At 71.2% G+C, this 14,433-nt stretch carries 14 protein-coding genes; 5 read left to right on the top strand and 9 right to left on the bottom strand.

Annotated elements, in window-relative coordinates:
* Positions 1-66: 66 nt before the first annotated feature.
* The 4 genes from GE300_RS08405 to GE300_RS08390 all read right to left on the bottom strand — a co-directional run bounded on the left by GE300_RS08405 (position 67) and on the right by GE300_RS08390 (position 3,720).
* Positions 67-666 carry an RNA-binding protein gene (locus tag GE300_RS08405; RefSeq protein ID WP_154446099.1) on the bottom strand — a complete coding sequence of 200 codons (600 nt, stop codon included), beginning with the start codon at positions 664-666 and terminating at the stop codon, positions 67-69.
* 25 nt (positions 667-691) lie between these two features.
* On the bottom strand, positions 692-2,386 hold the full coding sequence (nusA, locus tag GE300_RS08400; RefSeq protein ID WP_154446098.1) for a transcription termination factor NusA: 1,695 nt from the start codon (positions 2,384-2,386) through the stop codon (positions 692-694).
* Entirely contained in the window at positions 2,383-2,946 is a 564-nt protein-coding gene (gene rimP, locus GE300_RS08395; RefSeq protein WP_154446097.1) for a ribosome maturation factor RimP, read from the bottom strand. The genes nusA and rimP overlap by 4 nt, the downstream gene beginning before the upstream one ends.
* A gap of 165 nt (positions 2,947-3,111) precedes the next feature.
* Positions 3,112-3,720 carry a glutathione S-transferase family protein gene (locus tag GE300_RS08390; protein WP_154446096.1) on the bottom strand — a complete coding sequence of 203 codons (609 nt, stop codon included), beginning with the start codon at positions 3,718-3,720 and terminating at the stop codon, positions 3,112-3,114.
* 192 nt (positions 3,721-3,912) lie between these two features.
* On the opposite strand from GE300_RS08390, the gene GE300_RS08385 reads away from it, so the two are divergent.
* The gene (locus GE300_RS08385; RefSeq protein ID WP_154446095.1) at positions 3,913-4,659 is read left to right on the top strand and encodes a methyltransferase family protein; all 747 of its coding nucleotides are present in this window, start codon (positions 3,913-3,915) and stop codon (positions 4,657-4,659) included.
* Here GE300_RS08385 and GE300_RS08380 read toward each other — a convergent pair.
* Positions 4,656-5,090, bottom strand: coding sequence for a DUF1801 domain-containing protein (locus GE300_RS08380; protein WP_154446094.1), 435 nt, complete (start codon positions 5,088-5,090; stop codon positions 4,656-4,658). The genes GE300_RS08385 and GE300_RS08380 overlap by 4 nt on opposite strands.
* 70 nt (positions 5,091-5,160) lie before the next feature.
* Here GE300_RS08380 and GE300_RS08375 point away from each other — a divergent pair, with 70 nt between their 5' ends.
* The 3 genes from GE300_RS08375 to GE300_RS08365 all read left to right on the top strand — a co-directional run bounded on the left by GE300_RS08375 (position 5,161) and on the right by GE300_RS08365 (position 8,156).
* Positions 5,161-5,604: an ATP-dependent zinc protease family protein gene (locus GE300_RS08375; RefSeq protein WP_233416875.1), complete on the top strand. Its 444-nt coding sequence runs from the start codon at positions 5,161-5,163 to the stop codon at positions 5,602-5,604.
* Entirely contained in the window at positions 5,601-6,506 is a 906-nt protein-coding gene (gene rimK, locus GE300_RS08370; RefSeq protein WP_154446092.1) for a 30S ribosomal protein S6--L-glutamate ligase, read from the top strand. Before GE300_RS08375 ends, rimK begins: the two co-directional genes overlap by 4 nt.
* 381 nt (positions 6,507-6,887) lie before the next feature.
* Positions 6,888-8,156, top strand: a complete 1,269-nt coding sequence (locus tag GE300_RS08365; protein WP_233416874.1) for a DEAD/DEAH box helicase — start codon at positions 6,888-6,890, stop codon at positions 8,154-8,156.
* 95 nt (positions 8,157-8,251) lie between these two features.
* Here GE300_RS08365 and GE300_RS08360 read toward each other — a convergent pair whose 3' ends face one another.
* From GE300_RS08360 to hemN, 4 genes are all read right to left on the bottom strand, one after another.
* A complete protein-coding gene (locus tag GE300_RS08360) occupies positions 8,252-9,598 on the bottom strand; it encodes an aspartate aminotransferase family protein (protein ID WP_154446090.1) in 1,347 nt (448 codons plus the stop codon).
* A 155-nt stretch (positions 9,599-9,753) separates the two neighbouring features.
* The gene (gene tdh, locus GE300_RS08355; RefSeq protein WP_154446137.1) at positions 9,754-10,779 is read right to left on the bottom strand and encodes an L-threonine 3-dehydrogenase; all 1,026 of its coding nucleotides are present in this window, start codon (positions 10,777-10,779) and stop codon (positions 9,754-9,756) included.
* 11 nt (positions 10,780-10,790) lie between these two features.
* The gene (locus tag GE300_RS08350) at positions 10,791-11,984 is read right to left on the bottom strand and encodes a glycine C-acetyltransferase (protein WP_154446089.1); all 1,194 of its coding nucleotides are present in this window, start codon (positions 11,982-11,984) and stop codon (positions 10,791-10,793) included.
* Between the two features lie 267 nt (positions 11,985-12,251).
* On the bottom strand, positions 12,252-13,607 hold the full coding sequence (gene hemN, locus GE300_RS08345) for an oxygen-independent coproporphyrinogen III oxidase (RefSeq protein ID WP_154446088.1): 1,356 nt from the start codon (positions 13,605-13,607) through the stop codon (positions 12,252-12,254).
* Positions 13,608-13,676: 69 nt separating this feature from the next.
* Here hemN and fnrL point away from each other — a divergent pair, with 69 nt between their 5' ends.
* A complete protein-coding gene (gene fnrL, locus GE300_RS08340; RefSeq protein ID WP_154446087.1) occupies positions 13,677-14,420 on the top strand; it encodes a transcriptional regulator FnrL in 744 nt (247 codons plus the stop codon).
* Positions 14,421-14,433: the final 13 nt, after the last annotated feature.

Below are 14,433 nucleotides of genomic sequence, written 5' to 3'. Positions count from 1 at the left end.
AGTACTTACCTTTCCGCGGGAACCCGTTCCCCGCCGTGCCGACCGAGCGGCGCCCGCTGGCGCGCGTCAGTCCTGATTTCGTCCCATCCCGGACAGTCGCGCCGACTCATATCGTACGCGGTCGCCGAGTCCACCTGAAACCAGCGCCGCATGTATCACACGATCCCGACCGAAAGCCAAACCCAATTCCGCCGCTGTAAGCGCGGTAAAATGGGTATTCTCGCCTTCGGGCGGGCGCAATCTCATGCGCTCCCGCGCCGATCCGTCGGCCGCCTGCAGCAGGCAGGTTGCCTCGCCCTGCTCCAGCGCCGCCTTCACCTTTTCCAGGCCGGCCAGTGCCTGGCCCGCCTTGCGCGCCAGCGACAGCAGCTCGACCACCCGCGTCGCCAGCAGCGCGCCGACCTGCCCGGCCAGATCCGGGTCGGCCTGCACCGCGCGCTTCGCCGCGCGCGAGAACAGCCCCTTGCGCGCGGCCTTGTCGATTGCCGCCGCATCGGCCGAGACCCACATGCCCCGGCCCGGCAGCTTTTCCGCCAGGTCCGGAACGACCCGGCCGTCGGGGCCGACCACGAACCGGATCAGCCCGGCCTTCCCGCCCTTCGCGCCGGTGGCGATGCACCGGCGTTCGGGTTCGGGTCCGGTCTTCCTGCGACCGCCACGCGACATCGGGGGAAACCCGGACGTCATCGGCTCAGGCGGTCTCCTCCTGCTGGGCGGCGCCGGCGTCGCCACCGGTTTCGTCGACCGCATCGGCCGTACCATCGGCATCCTCGCCGTCGCCCTCGCCGTCGGCCGCGCCCTCGGCGTCGTCGCCGCCCATCTGGGCGGCGAGCTCCTCCTCGGTGATCCAGCCCAGCGACAGCCGCGCCCCCATGATCAGGTGCTGCGCCTCTTCCAGGCTCATGTCGAACTGCTCCAGCAGGCCGTCGTCCTTGACCCGCTTGCCGTCCACGGTGGTATAGCCGCCGGCCAGTTCCCAGTCGGCGCAGCGCGCGAATTCCTCGAGATTGAGAATGCCGTCCTCGGCGAGCTTCTCGATCATCTGGGGTGTCAGCCCCTCATAGTCAAACAGGTCCTGCTGGACCCCCAGCTCGCGGGCGTGCTCGATGGCCTTCTGGTTGATCTCCTCCAGGCTCTCGCGGGCGCGGGCCTGCAGCTCCTCGGCGGTGCTCTCGTCGAAGCCGTCGATCGAGGTCAGCTCGTCGACGTCGACGAAGGCGACCTCCTCGAGCGTCTCGAATCCTTCCGAGACCAGCAGCTGCGCCACCATCTCGTCGACGTTCATGGTGTCCATGAAGTTCTGCGTGCGCTCGGCGAACTCGCGCTGGCGCCGCTCGCTTTCCTCGGCCTCGGTCATGATGTCGATGTCGAAGCCGGTCAGCTGGCTGGCCAGGCGCACGTTCTGACCGCGGCGGCCGATCGCCAGGCTCAGCTGGTCGTCGGGCACCACCACCTCGATGCGCTCGGCGTCCTCGTCGAACACCACCTTGGTCACCTCGGCGGGCTGCAGCGCGTTGACCAGGAAGGTCGGCTGGTCCTCGTTCCAGGGAATGATGTCGATCTTCTCGCCCTGCAGCTCGTTCACCACCGCCTGCACGCGGGACCCCCGCATGCCGACGCAGGCGCCGACCGGGTCGATCGAGTTGTCATAGCTGATCACGCCGATCTTCGCGCGGCTGCCCGGATCGCGGGCCACGGCCTTGATGTCGATGATGCCGTCGTAGATCTCGGGCACTTCCATCTTGAACAGCTCGGCCATGAACTCGGGCGCGGTGCGGGACAGGAAGATCTGCGGGCCGCGGGTCTCCAGCCGCACGTCGCGGATGTAGGCGCGGATCCGGTCGCCCGGGCGATAGGTCTCGCGGTTGATCAGCTGGTCGCGGCGCACGATCGCCTCGCCGCGGCCGACGTCGACGATGACGTTGCCGTACTCGACGCGCTTGACCAGGCCGTTGATGATCTCGCCGACGCGGTCCTTGAATTCCTCGTACTGGCGCTCGCGCTCGGCCTCGCGGACCTTCTGCATGATCACCTGCTTGGCCGACTGCGCGGCGATCCGGCCCATCTCGGGCGGCGGCAACTCGTCGCGGATCTCGTCGCCGACCTTGGGATCGTCCAGGAACTCGCGCGCGTCCGCGGGGGTCAGCTCGGTAAAGCCGTTCTCGACCTCGTCGACGACGGTGCGGACGCGGTGCATGGTCAGCTCGCCGGTCTTCGGGTCGATATGCGCGCGGATGTCGTACTCCGCCCCGTAGCGAGAGCGCGCCGCCTTGGCATAGCTCTCTTCCATCGCCTCGATCACCAGCGCCGGGTCGATCATCTTCTCGCGCGCCACGGCGTCCGCGATCTGCAACAGCTCCAGCCTGTTGGCGGAAGTCACACTCATGTCGCGTCCTCTTCTTGCTCTATCTCATCGAAGGCGGCCGGATCGAACCCGGCGTCCTTGCGTCCTTTCAGATCCGCCGCGATCAGCGCGTCGGTCAGCACCAGCTTGGCCTCGGTCAGCCAGTCGAAGGGCAGGCCGATGGTGCCCTCGGGGATCTCGACCAGCACCTCGCCGTTCTCGACCCCGCGCAGCACGCCCTTGAAGTTCTTGCGCCCGTCGATCAGCTCGGCGGTCTGCAGTTTCACCTCGTGGCCGTCCCAGGTGTCGAAATCCTTCAGCCGGGTCAGCGGCCGGTCGATCCCGGGGCTTGACACCTCGAGGCTGTATTCGCCCTCGATCGGGTCTTCCACGTCCAGCACGGCGGACACCGCCCGGCTGATCCTGGCGCAGTCGTCCACCTCGATGTTGCCTTCGGGCGTGTCGGCCATGATCTGCAGGAGCGGTCTCTTGCCGCCCATGTACCGCAGACGCACCAGCTCGTAGCCCAGGCCCTCGATCGTGGGGGTCACGATCTCGGCCAGGCGACGGTCCATCTGCGCTTTGGCGATCAGGTCGGTCATCGGCACCTTCCGGAAGGTTCGGGCCCCGCGGCGGGGTCCGCAAACAAAAAACGGGCCAGCGGCCCGCAATGTGCTATCCGGTGGAAGCCTGGGTTTGGACCCCAGTCTTGCCGCTGTTGAGCGGTAGATAAGCGCTCGGCTTCCGGGATGCAAGCGATTTGTGACTCAGCCCGCCGCCAGCCGCGCGTCGTACTCTGCCGCCCGCCGCGCCGCACCGCGCCCGGTGCAGCGCGCCGCCCAGTCCTTCACCTGCGCCACGTCCGGCGTCGCCTCGGGCATCCAGGCGAAGGTCGAGCCGATCAGCAGATCGGCGGCCGAGAACCGCTCGCCCAGCAGGTAGGGCCGGTCCCGCAGCGCCTCGGCCAGCCGGGCCTCGACCTCGGGCAGGCCGCGGAAGGTGGTCTGCAGCAGCGGGTGCTCCAGCCCGGCGAAGCTGTGGACATAGACCGGCTCCATCACGTTGCCGTACCAGGCCATCCACGACAGGAAGGGGCCGCGCCCCGGCTGCCCCGGCATCGGCGCCAGCCCGGCCTCGGGGAACAGCTCGCACAGGTACTGCATGATCGCGTTCGATTCGCGGATCGGCACGCCGTCGTGCAGCAGCAGCGGCACCTTGTGTTCGGGGTGCGGGTTGGCGGCGTCCGGCGCGCCGCTGCCGTCGCGGCGCGGGATCGTCACCGGCCGGATCTCGACCCGGTCGCGCGCGCCCAGCTCGTCGATCAACTGCACGATCCGGGTCGAGCGGGAATGGCAGGCATGAAACAGCGTCAGCATCGAATGACTCCTCCGGGCGTCCGTTCGCCGATCCTACCGTAGCAGCCCCCTGCTGACAGCCTTGTGTCAGCAGCGGTGGCGCCGGCGCCGCGGCCGGCGCCGGGGGTTGCCGCGGACCGGAATTCGGCGCTAGATGCCGCAAACCGGCGCCGGGCGCCGCTGCAACCGAGGAAACGGGCGAGGGAACGGACGATGCTGACGCGCGAGAGGATGGAGAGCCAGGGCGACTTCCTGTTCCGCTGGCGCGGGCTTCTGCCGCTGGTGTTCCTGCCGTGGCTGGCGCTTGCGGTGTCGCGCGGCGAGCCGATCGAGCTGGCCTGGGGCGACTTCGCCGGCGACGCCGTCGCCACGCTCGCCGCCCTGTGCGTTCTGGCCGGGATCGCGCTGCGCGCCGCGGCGGTGGCGTTCGCGCCGCGCGGCACCTCGGGGCGCAACACCCGCGGCCAGATTGCCGAAAGCCTGACCACCACCGGGGTCTACACGCTGACCCGCAACCCGCTCTACCTGGGCAACTGCATGATCTACGTCGGCCTCGCGCTGCTCAGCCAGGACCTGGTGCTGACGGCGGTGATGGCGCTGGCGCTGGCGCTGTACTACGAGCGCATCATCCTGGCCGAGGAACGCTTTCTCGAGGCAGAATTCGGCGCCCGCTACACCGAGTGGGCGGCGCGCGTGCCGGCGTTCCTGCCGCGCCTGACCGGATGGCGCCGGCCGGCGCACCGGTTCAGCCTGCGCACGCTGATGCGGCGCGAGTATCCCGGCTGGCTGGCGGCGGCGCTGTTCGCGACCGCGATCCACCTGGGCCAGGACTTGGTCGAGGGCGAGGCGCTGGGCGACGATCCGGCAGAGTGGATCCTCGCCGCGCTGGCGATCGCCGGCTGCCTGGTGCTGGACCAGCTGAAAAAGCGCACCCGGGTGCTGAACGTCGCCGGCCGCTAGGCGTCGCCCTCCGGCTGCGGGTACAGCGCCGCCATGTCCGCGACCGAGCGGCGGACCAGCGTCTCCAGCACCTCCATGTCGATGCCCCGCAGCCGCCCCAGGTACAGGCAGCTGACGCTGTGCCGGTGCGGCCCCAGCTTCGCCAGCAGCGCGGCATGGCGGGCCACGCCGGGCATCAGGTATATGGTCAGCGCCGCCTTGCGCGGCGCGAGCCCGACCCGGAAGAACCGGTGCGCCGAGCCGTCGCGGCGCCGGTAGTCGTAGGCGCCGAAGCCGACGATGCTCTCGCCCCACATCCGCGGCGGCCAGCCGGTGACGCGCTGCATCATCGCGGCCACGGCCTGCGCGTCGGCGCGCCGGCCGGGGTGCGCCACCGCCGCCAGGAACGCGTGCGGATCGGCGTCGGTCTCGACCGTCTTCATGTCGCTCATGTGTCACCGCGCCTTTCCACACCAGGCGTCAGGGTGTACCACCGCGGCGGAAGGGCCAAGGGCGGATTCGATGGACGACAGGATGATCGTGGGCTGGCGCGAATGGGTGCAGCTGCCGCAGACCGGGCGGGGCTTCATCCGCGCCAAGATGGACACCGGGGCGCGGACCTCGGCGCTGCACGCCTACGATCTGCGGATGGAACATGCCGACGGCGCCGACTGGGCGCTGTTCCACCTGCTCGGCCGCAAGGGCGAGGCCGAGCAGCGCTTCCGCGTCAAGGCGGTCCGCTCGATCCGCAGTTCCAACGGCATGGTCGAGGAGCGGCCGGTGGTGGAACTGGACATGACCATGGGCCGGCACAGTTGGTCGGTCGAAGTGACGCTGACAGACAGGGAACAGATGGCCTATCGCATGCTGGTGGGGCGCGAGGCGCTCTCGGGACGGATCCTGGTGGATCCCTCGCGCTCGCACATTCTCGGACGGCACCTCCAGGGCGGCTGGGTGCACACATGAAGATCGCGCTGATGTGCCGCAACGCGGAACTGTACTCGCACCGCCGGCTGATCGAGGCGGCGCAGGCGCGCGGCCACGAGATCCGCGTCATCAACCACATGCGCTGCTACATCGACATCGCCTCGGCGCGGCCGGCGCTGCACTACCGCGGCGAGAAGCTGGAGGGCTTCGATGCGGTGATCCCGCGGATCGGCGCCAGCGTGACCTTCTTCGGCACCGCGGTGCTGCGCCAGTTCGAGATGATGGGCGTCTACGCGCTGAACGAAAGCGTGGCGATCAGCCGCTCGCGCGACAAGCTGCGCTCGATGCAGCTGCTGTCGCGCAAGCACGTCGGCATGCCGGCGACGGTGTTCGCGCACCGCACCTCGGATCCGGCCTATGTGCTGCAGCTGATGGGCGGCGCGCCGGCGATCATCAAGCTGCTCGAGGGCACGCAGGGCAAGGGCGTGGTGCTGGGCGAGACCCAGAAGGCCGCCGAAAGCATCATCCAGGCGTTTTCGTCCCTCAACGCCCAGTTCATCGTGCAGAGCTTCGTCAAGGAGGCCAACGGCGAGGACATCCGCTGCCTGGTGATCGGCGAGAAGGTGGTCGCGGCGATGAAGCGCAAGGGCGCCGACGGCGACTTCCGCTCGAACCTGCACCAGGGCGGCGAGGCGTCGGTGGTGCGGATCACCCCGAAGGAGCGCGCGACGGCAGTGGCGGCGGCCAAGGCGATGGGGCTGAACGTGTGCGGCGTCGACATGCTGCGCGCCGCCGATGGCCCGGCGGTGATGGAGGTGAACTCCTCGCCCGGGCTGGAGGGGCTGGAGAACGCCACCGGCATCGACGTCGCCGACCGGATCATCGCCCACCTCGAGACCGTGGCCAAGCCGCACAGCACCCGGACCCGCGGCAAGGGCTGACCCGCCGCGCCCCCGCGGCAAGGCCGACCCGCCGCGCCCCCGCGGCAAGGGTGGCCGCGGCGCGACGGCCTGGCCGGCTTTGGCGGAAAAGCGCGCGCGGCGCTTGACTTGCGCCGCCGGGGCGACGATATGGGGCACACCGCCTTCTGCCGCGTGAGCAGCATGCGGCCGCGCCTTCGGGCCGCGCGCCGGGGCAACCCAGAACCGTTTCCCACATCACGCATGGGCAGCAGCGCCGCGACGGCGCGCGGGCAATCCGGCCCGGGCGCGAGTTCAACGTGCATTCCCCGTGCCGGTCCGCAGGCTGCCTGTTCCAGGCGGCCCGGTGGGCTTTCACGACCAACGGGCGGCTGCTGCCGCCCGCGCAATGGAAAGGTCCGCATGGACTCTGAAATCCGGGACTTCGAATCCCTGGGGCTGTCGCCCCGCCTTGTCGCCCGTCTGGCGGATCAGGGCATCAACGACCCGACGCCGATCCAGGCGCAGGCGATCCCGCACGCGCTGAAGGGCCGCGACGTGCTGGGGCTGGCGCAGACCGGCACCGGCAAGACCGCCGCCTTCGGCCTGCCGCTGATCCACGGGCTGTCCGGCTCGGGCGCGCGGCCCGACCCGAAAACCGCCTCCGGCCTGATCCTTGCGCCGACGCGCGAGCTGGCCCGGCAGATCGTCGAACACCTGCGCGCGCTGACCCGCGGCAGCCATCTGCGCATCGAGCTGGTCACCGGCGGCGCCTCGATCAACAACCAGGTGCGGGCGCTGCACAAGGGCGTCGACGTGCTTGTCGCCACCCCCGGCCGGCTGATCGACCTGCTGGACCGCAAGGCAGTCCGGCTGGACCTGACCAGCCGCCTGGTGCTGGACGAGGCCGACCAGATGCTGGACATGGGCTTCATCCACGCGCTGCGCCGGATCGCCCCGCTGCTGCCGCGCGCGCGGCAGACGATGCTGTTCTCGGCCACCATGCCGGCGCAGATGGAGGAGCTGTCGCGCGCCTTCCTGACCGACCCGGTGCGGGTCGAGGTGGCGCCTCCGGGCAAGGTCGCCGACCGCATCGAGCAGTCGGTGCACTTCGTGCCCAAGGCCGACAAGGTGCCGCTGCTGATCGACATGCTGGGCGCGCACAAGGCCGAGCGCTCGATCGTGTTCGCGCGCACCAAGCACGGCGCCGAGCGGCTGATGAAGAAGCTGGTCGCCGAGGGCTTCGCCGCCGCCTCGATCCACGGCAACAAGACGCAAGGTCAGCGCGACCGGGCGATTGCCGGGTTCAAGGGCGCACAGGTGAAGGTGCTGGTGGCGACCGACGTCGCCGCACGCGGCATCGACATCCCGGGCGTGGCGCATGTCTACAACTACGACCTGCCGAACGTGCCCGAGAACTACGTCCACCGCATCGGCCGCACCGCCCGCGCCGGGGCCGAGGGCCGCGCCATCGCCTTCTGCGCCGAGGACGAGGCCGGCGAGCTGGCGGCGATCCAGAAGATTCTGCCCGAGCCGCTGCGCGTGGCCGGCGGCACCCCCTGGAAGGCGGCGCAGGCGGCCAAGGGCGGCAAGCCCGGCGGCGGCGGCGGCCGCGGCGGCCAGCAGCAGCAGCGGCGCCGGCGGCGCAGCGGCGGCGGCGGCCAGGGCCGGGGCGCGCGCCAGGCGGCCTGACCGCCCGGCGACGAAGACATCAGGGGCCGCGCGCCGGGAAACTTGCGCGCGGCCCCTGCCGTTTGACGGGTGGTTTCGAAGGGCGCGGCCGCCGGTCAGGCCGGGGCGCGGGCGGCCTGCGGTCCCAGCACCGCCTCCATCGCCGTCGCCAGCCGGTCGGTGATCTCGCTGATCTGGCTGTCGTCCATCACGAACGGCGGCGCCAGCAGGATGTGGTCGCCGCGCCGCCCGTCGATGGTGCCGGCCATCGGATAGCAGATCAGCCCGGCCTCGAACGCCGCCGCCTTCAGCTTCGCCGCGGTCTTCAGCGCCGGGTCCAGCGGCGCCCTGGTCTCGCGGTCGGCGACCAGCTCGATGCCGCGGAACAGGCCGCGGCCGCGGATGTCGCCGACGTGCGGGTGCTGCGCGAAGCGCCCGTGCAGCGCCGCGTCGAGCTGCGCGCCCAGCCGCTGCACCCGCGGGATCAGCTCGCGCTCGAGGATCGCGCCGACCACCGCCAGCCCGGCGGCGGTGGCGACCGGGTGGCCGATGTAGGTGTGGCCGTGCTGGAAGAAGCCGCTGCCGCCGGCGATCGTGTCGTAGATCTGCCCGGAACACAGCATCGCGCCGATCGGCTGGTAACCGGCGCCGAGGCCCTTGGCGATGCACAGGATGTCCGGCGAAATGCCGTCGTGCTCGCAGGCGAACAGGTGCCCGGTGCGGCCCATGCCGCACATCACCTCGTCGAGGATCAGCAGCACGCCGTGGCGGTCGCAGATCTCGCGGATGCGCCGGAAATAGCCCGCCACCGCGGGCACCGCGCCGGCGGTGGCGCCGACCACCGGCTCGGCGATGAAGGCCATCACCGTGTCGGGGCCGAGGCGCAGGATCTCGTCCTCCAGCTCCTGCGCGGCGCGCAGGCCGTAGGCCTCGGGGCTCTCGCCCTCGCGGCGCTCGCGGTATTCGTAGCAGGGGGCGATGTGGCTGACCTCGATCAGCAGCGGGCCGAACTGGGCGCGGCGCCATTCGTTGCCGCCGGCGGCCAGCGCGCCCAGCGTGTTGCCGTGGTAGCTTTGCCGGCGGGCGATCAGGTGCCGGCGCTGGGGCTGGCCCCGCTCGACGAAATACTGGCGGGCGAGCTTGATCGCCGCCTCGGTCGCCTCGGAGCCGCCGGAGGTGAAGTAGACCCGGTCGATGCCCAGCGGGGCATGCGCGATCAGCAGGTCGGCCAGCGCCTCGGCCGGTTCCGAGGTGAAGAAGCCGGTGTGGGCGAACGCCAGCTTGTCGAGCTGGTCCTTGATCGCCTCGGTGATCGCCGGATCGCCGTGCCCGAGGCAGGACACCGCCGCGCCGCCCGAACCGTCGAAATAGCGCCTGCCGTCCCGGTCGATCAGGTAGCAGCCCGCGCCGGCGACGGCGGTGGGCAGATCGGCGTGGCAGTGGCGGGGGAAGACGTGGGACATGGCGCGACTCCTTTGCCGCCAGCCTAGCGGCTGCGCCCTTGTCGGCAAAGGGGGGGCGCCCGCCCGGGGACGCCGGATCTGGCGATCCGTTTGCCCCGGCCGGGCCCGGCCCGCGCGGGCGCGCGGGTCCGGGCGCAGGTCGCGAGCCGCGCGCCTCAGCCCCAGTCGAGCACCACCTTGCCGGCGCTGCCGTCGCGCATCGCGTCGAACCCCTCGCGGAACCGGTCGATCGGCAGGCGGTGGGTGATCAGCGGCGCCAGGTCGAGCCCGCCTTGCACCAGCGCGATCATCTTGTACCAGGTCTCGTACATCTCGCGGCCGTAGATGCCCTTGATCGTCAGCATCTTGAAGATCACCGGGTGCCAGTCGATGGCGAAGCCCGCCGGCGCGATGCCCAGCAGCGCCACCTTGCCGCCGTTGTTCATCGTCTCGATCATCTGCCGCAGCGCCGGCGCGGCGCCCGACATCTCGAGGCCGACGTCGAAACCCTCGGTCATGCCGATGTCGGCCATCACCTCGCGCAGGGTGATCGCCGAGGTGTCGATCGCGTGCTCCAGCCCCATGCCGCGGGCCAGCTGCAGCCGCGCCGGGTTGATGTCGGTGATCACCACCTTGCGCGCGCCCGCGCGCTGCGCCACCAGCGCGCCCATGATGCCGATCGGGCCGGCGCCGGTGACCAGCACGTCCTCGCCCACCAGGTCGAACGACAGCGCGGTGTGCACCGCGTTGCCCAGCGGGTCGAAGATCGCCGCGATGTCGTCGGGCACGTCGTCGGGAATCGGCACCACGTTCGATTCGGGCAGGCAGATGTACTCGGCGAAGCTGCCGGGCCGGGTGACGCCGACGCCCTGCGTGTTGCGGCACAGGTGGCCGCGGCCGGCGCGGCAGTTGCGGCAGATGCCGCAGACGATGTGGCCCTCGCCCGAGACGCGCCGGCCGCGGGTGTACTTGCGCGCGGCGGCGCCCGCATCGACGATCTCGCCCATGAACTCGTGTCCGGTGACCAGCGGCACCGGCACCGTGGCGGCGGCCCATTCGTCCCATTCCCAGATGTGCACGTCGGTGCCGCAGATCGCCGACTTGCGCACCTTGATCAGTACCTCGCCGGGGCCGGGCTCGGGCACCGGGACGTCCTGCATCCACAGCCCCTTCTCGGGCCTGGCCTTGACCAGCGCGCGCATGGTGTTGGCGGTCATTTCAGCACTCCCAGCTCGCGCCCGGCCAGCTCGAACGCGGCGAGCGCGGCGTCCAGATCCGCGATCTCGTGTGCGGCGGACATCTGCGTGCGGATCCGGTCCTGCGCCCGCGGCACCACCGGGAACGAGAACGCGGTGACGTAGACGCCCAGTTCCTGCAGCCGCGCCGCCATGCCCTGCGCCAGCTTCGGGTCGCGCAGCATCACCGGGATGATCGCGTGCTCGCCGGGCAGCAGCTCGAACCCCAGCGCGTCCAGCCCCTTGCGGAAATGCGCGGTGTTGCGCGCCAGCCGGTCGCGCAGGTCGTGACCGTCCTCGATCAGGTCCAGCGCGGTCAGCGAGGTGGCGGTGATCACCGGCGCCAGCGCGTTCGAGAACAGGTACGGGCGCGAGCGCTGCCGCAGCCATTCGACCAGCGGCCTGGGCCCGGCGACATAGCCGCCCGAGGCGCCGCCCAGCGCCTTGCCCAGCGTGCCGGTCAGGATCCGCACCCGGTCCTGCACGCCGAAATGCTCGGGGGTGCCGCGCCCGCCCCGGCCCATGAAGCCGACCGCGTGGCTGTCGTCGACCATCACCCAGGCGCCGTATTTTTCGGCCAGATCGCAGATCCCCGGCAGGTTGGCGATCACCCCGTCCATCGAGAACACGCCATCGGTCGCGATCAGCCGATAACGCGCGTCCTGCGCCGCCTGCAGCTGCTCCTCCAGCGCCGCCATGTCGTTGTTGGCATAGCGCAGCCGCTTGGCCTTGCACAGGCGGATGCCGTCGATGATCGAGGCATGGTTCAGCGCGTCCGAGATGATCGCGTCCTGCTCGCCCAGGATCGTCTCGAACAGGCCGGTGTTGGCGTCGAAACAGCTGGAATACAGGATCGCGTCCTCGGTCCCCAGCCACCCCGCCAGCCGCGATTCCAGCTGCTGGTGGATGTCCTGGGTGCCGCAGATGAACCGCACCGAGGCCATGCCGTAGCCGTGCGCGTCCAGCGCGTCGCGGGCGGCGGCGATCAGCGCCGGCGCGTCCGCCAGCCCCAGGTAGTTGTTGGCGCACAGGTTGATCAGCCTGCTGCCGTCGGCCAGCCGCACGCGGCCGTCCTGCGGGCTGGCGAGCGGGCGCTCGCGGCGGGTCAGCCCGGCCTGGTCAAGCTCGGCCAGGCGGGCGGTCAGGTCCTGGATCAGCGGGTCTGCGGTCATCTGGCGCTCCGGCGGTTCGGGATCGCGCCATCTGAACCGGTTCGCGGCGAGAGTCCAACCCCTCACGCCGACACCGTGGTGCCGCCCGAAGCCGTCCGGGCGCGGTCGCCGCGCCCAAGCCGCGCGCTTCGGGCCGCGCCCGAATGGCGCGCGCTTCAGATCGCCCCCGAATGGCGCGTCACCTCAGATCGCGCCCGAATGGCGCGTCACCTCAGATCGCGCCCGAATGGCGCGTCACCTCAGATCGCGCCCGAATGGCGCGTCACCCTAGATCGCGCCCGAATGGCGCGCGGTGCCCCGCCGCAGGTAGGCGTCGAAATGCGCCGCCACCAGCCGCGCCAGCGGCTTGCCGGCGGGCGTCAGCCGCAGCCGGCCGTCGCGCCGCGTCAGCCATGGCCGGAACCGTTCCAGCGCGCGGGCGACCTCGGGCTCAAGCAGCGCCGCGACGCTGCCGAACGCGGCCGCCAGCGCCGGCAGGTCGACCTCCAGATCGCACAGCAGGCGCTCGATCAGCGCGCCGCGCAGCCGGTCCTCGAGACGCAGCGCGTGGCCGCGCGCGGTGGCCAGCCGGCCGGCGCGGATGCGCCCGGCATAGGCGGCGGTCGCCGGCGCGTTCTGCGCATAGCCGCCCGGATAGAGCGAGATCGCCGACGCCCCCAGCCCGATCAGCGCGTCGGCGCCGTCGTCGGTGTAGCCCTGGAAGTTCCGCCGCATCCGCCCGGCCGCGGCGGCGGCCGCCAGCCCGTCGCCGGGCAGGGCGTAGTGGTCGATGCCCAGCGCGCGGTAGCCGGCGCCGAGGAACATCGCCTCGGCGGCTTCCATCAGCGCCAGCCGCGCCGGCGCGCCGGGCAGGGCGTTGGCGTCGATCATCCGCTGCCGCCGCGCCGCCCAGGGGACGTGGGCATAGCCGAACAGCGCCACCCGGTCCGGCGCCAGCCCCAGCACCCGGGCGGTCGATTCGGCGATCCCCGGCACGGTCTGGTGCGGCAGGCCGTAGACGATGTCGGCGTTCAGGCTGGCGATGCCGTGCGCGCGCAAATGCCGCACCGTCTCGGCGGTCTGCCCGACGCTCTGCCGGCGGCCGATCGCCGCCTGGATCCGCGGGTCGAAATCCTGGATGCCGATGCTGGCGCGGGTCATCCCGGCGCGGGCCAGCGCGGCGATCCGGTCCGGGCCGGTGACGGTCGGGTCGATCTCGACCGCGAACTCCCGCCCCGGATCCAGACGGAACGCGGCGGCCAGATGCGCCGCCAGATCGCCGATCTGCACCGGCGTCAGGATCGTCGGCGTGCCGCCGCCCCAATGCACGCGAACCACCCGCGAATCCGGCGGCACCCGCGCCGCCAGCATTTCGATCTCGGCCTTCAGGCTGTCGACATAGGCCGCCACCGGCTCCGGGCGGCGCACCCCCTGGGTGCGGCAGGCGCAGAACCAGCACAACCGTTCGCAGAACGGGATGTGCAGGTACAGCGACAGCCGCGCGCCCGCGGGCAGCGCGCCCAGCCAGCGCTCGGTGCGGTGCGGATCCGTCGCGCCGAAGTGCGGCGCGGTCGGGTAGCTGGTGTAGCGCGGCACCGTCGCTTCGAACAGCCCGGTGCCGGCGAGTTGTCGGGTTCTGCTCATTGTGGTAACAAGACATCCGCGAAGTATCCAGGCGTTGATCTGGATCAACGGCGGAGTCCGAAACCGATCATGCTCGCCCCCGACCTTGCCCGGAAGGCATCCTGCGAGGATTGCCCGATACGTCACCGCGCGGTCTGCGCCCACTGCGAGGGCGACGAGCTGCAGGTGCTCGAAGGGATGAAATCCTACCGCACCTACACGCCGGGCGAGCCGATCGTCTGGGCCGGGGACGATTTCAACTTCGTCGCCTCGGTGGTCACCGGCGTCGCCGCGATGAGCCAGACGATGGAGGACGGCCGCCGGCAGATGGTCGGCCTGCTGCTGCCGTCGGACTTCCTCGGCCGGCCCGGCCGCGCCCATGCCGCGTTCGACGTCACCGCCGCGACCAGCGTGACGCTGTGCCGGTTCGAGCGCCGGCCGTTCGAGGCGCTGCTGCGCGAAACCCCCGCCGTCGGCCAGCGCCTGCTGGAGATGACCCTGGACGAGCTTGACGCCGCCCGCGAATGGATGCTGCTGCTGGGCCGCAAGACCGCGCGCGAGAAGATCTCCAGCCTGCTGGCGATCCTGGCCCGGCGCGAGGCCAGCCTGTCGCAGCAGATCCCCGGCGGCGAGATCGCGTTCGACCTGCAGATCACCCGCGAGGCGATGGCCGACTACCTCGGGCTGACGATCGAGACCGTCAGCCGGCAGCTGACCGCGCTGCGCAGGGACGGCGTCATCGTGCTGACCGGCAGCCGGCACGTGACGGTGCCCGACTACGACAACCTCGCCGCCGAGGCGGGCGACGACGCCGACGGCACCCAGCTGACCTGAGGCCCTTGCACCC

It is taken from the genome of Halovulum marinum (genome assembly GCF_009697225.1).
Lineage (GTDB): Bacteria > Pseudomonadota > Alphaproteobacteria > Rhodobacterales > Rhodobacteraceae > Halovulum > Halovulum marinum.
This window is presented reverse-complemented; position numbering and strand designations above follow the sequence as displayed.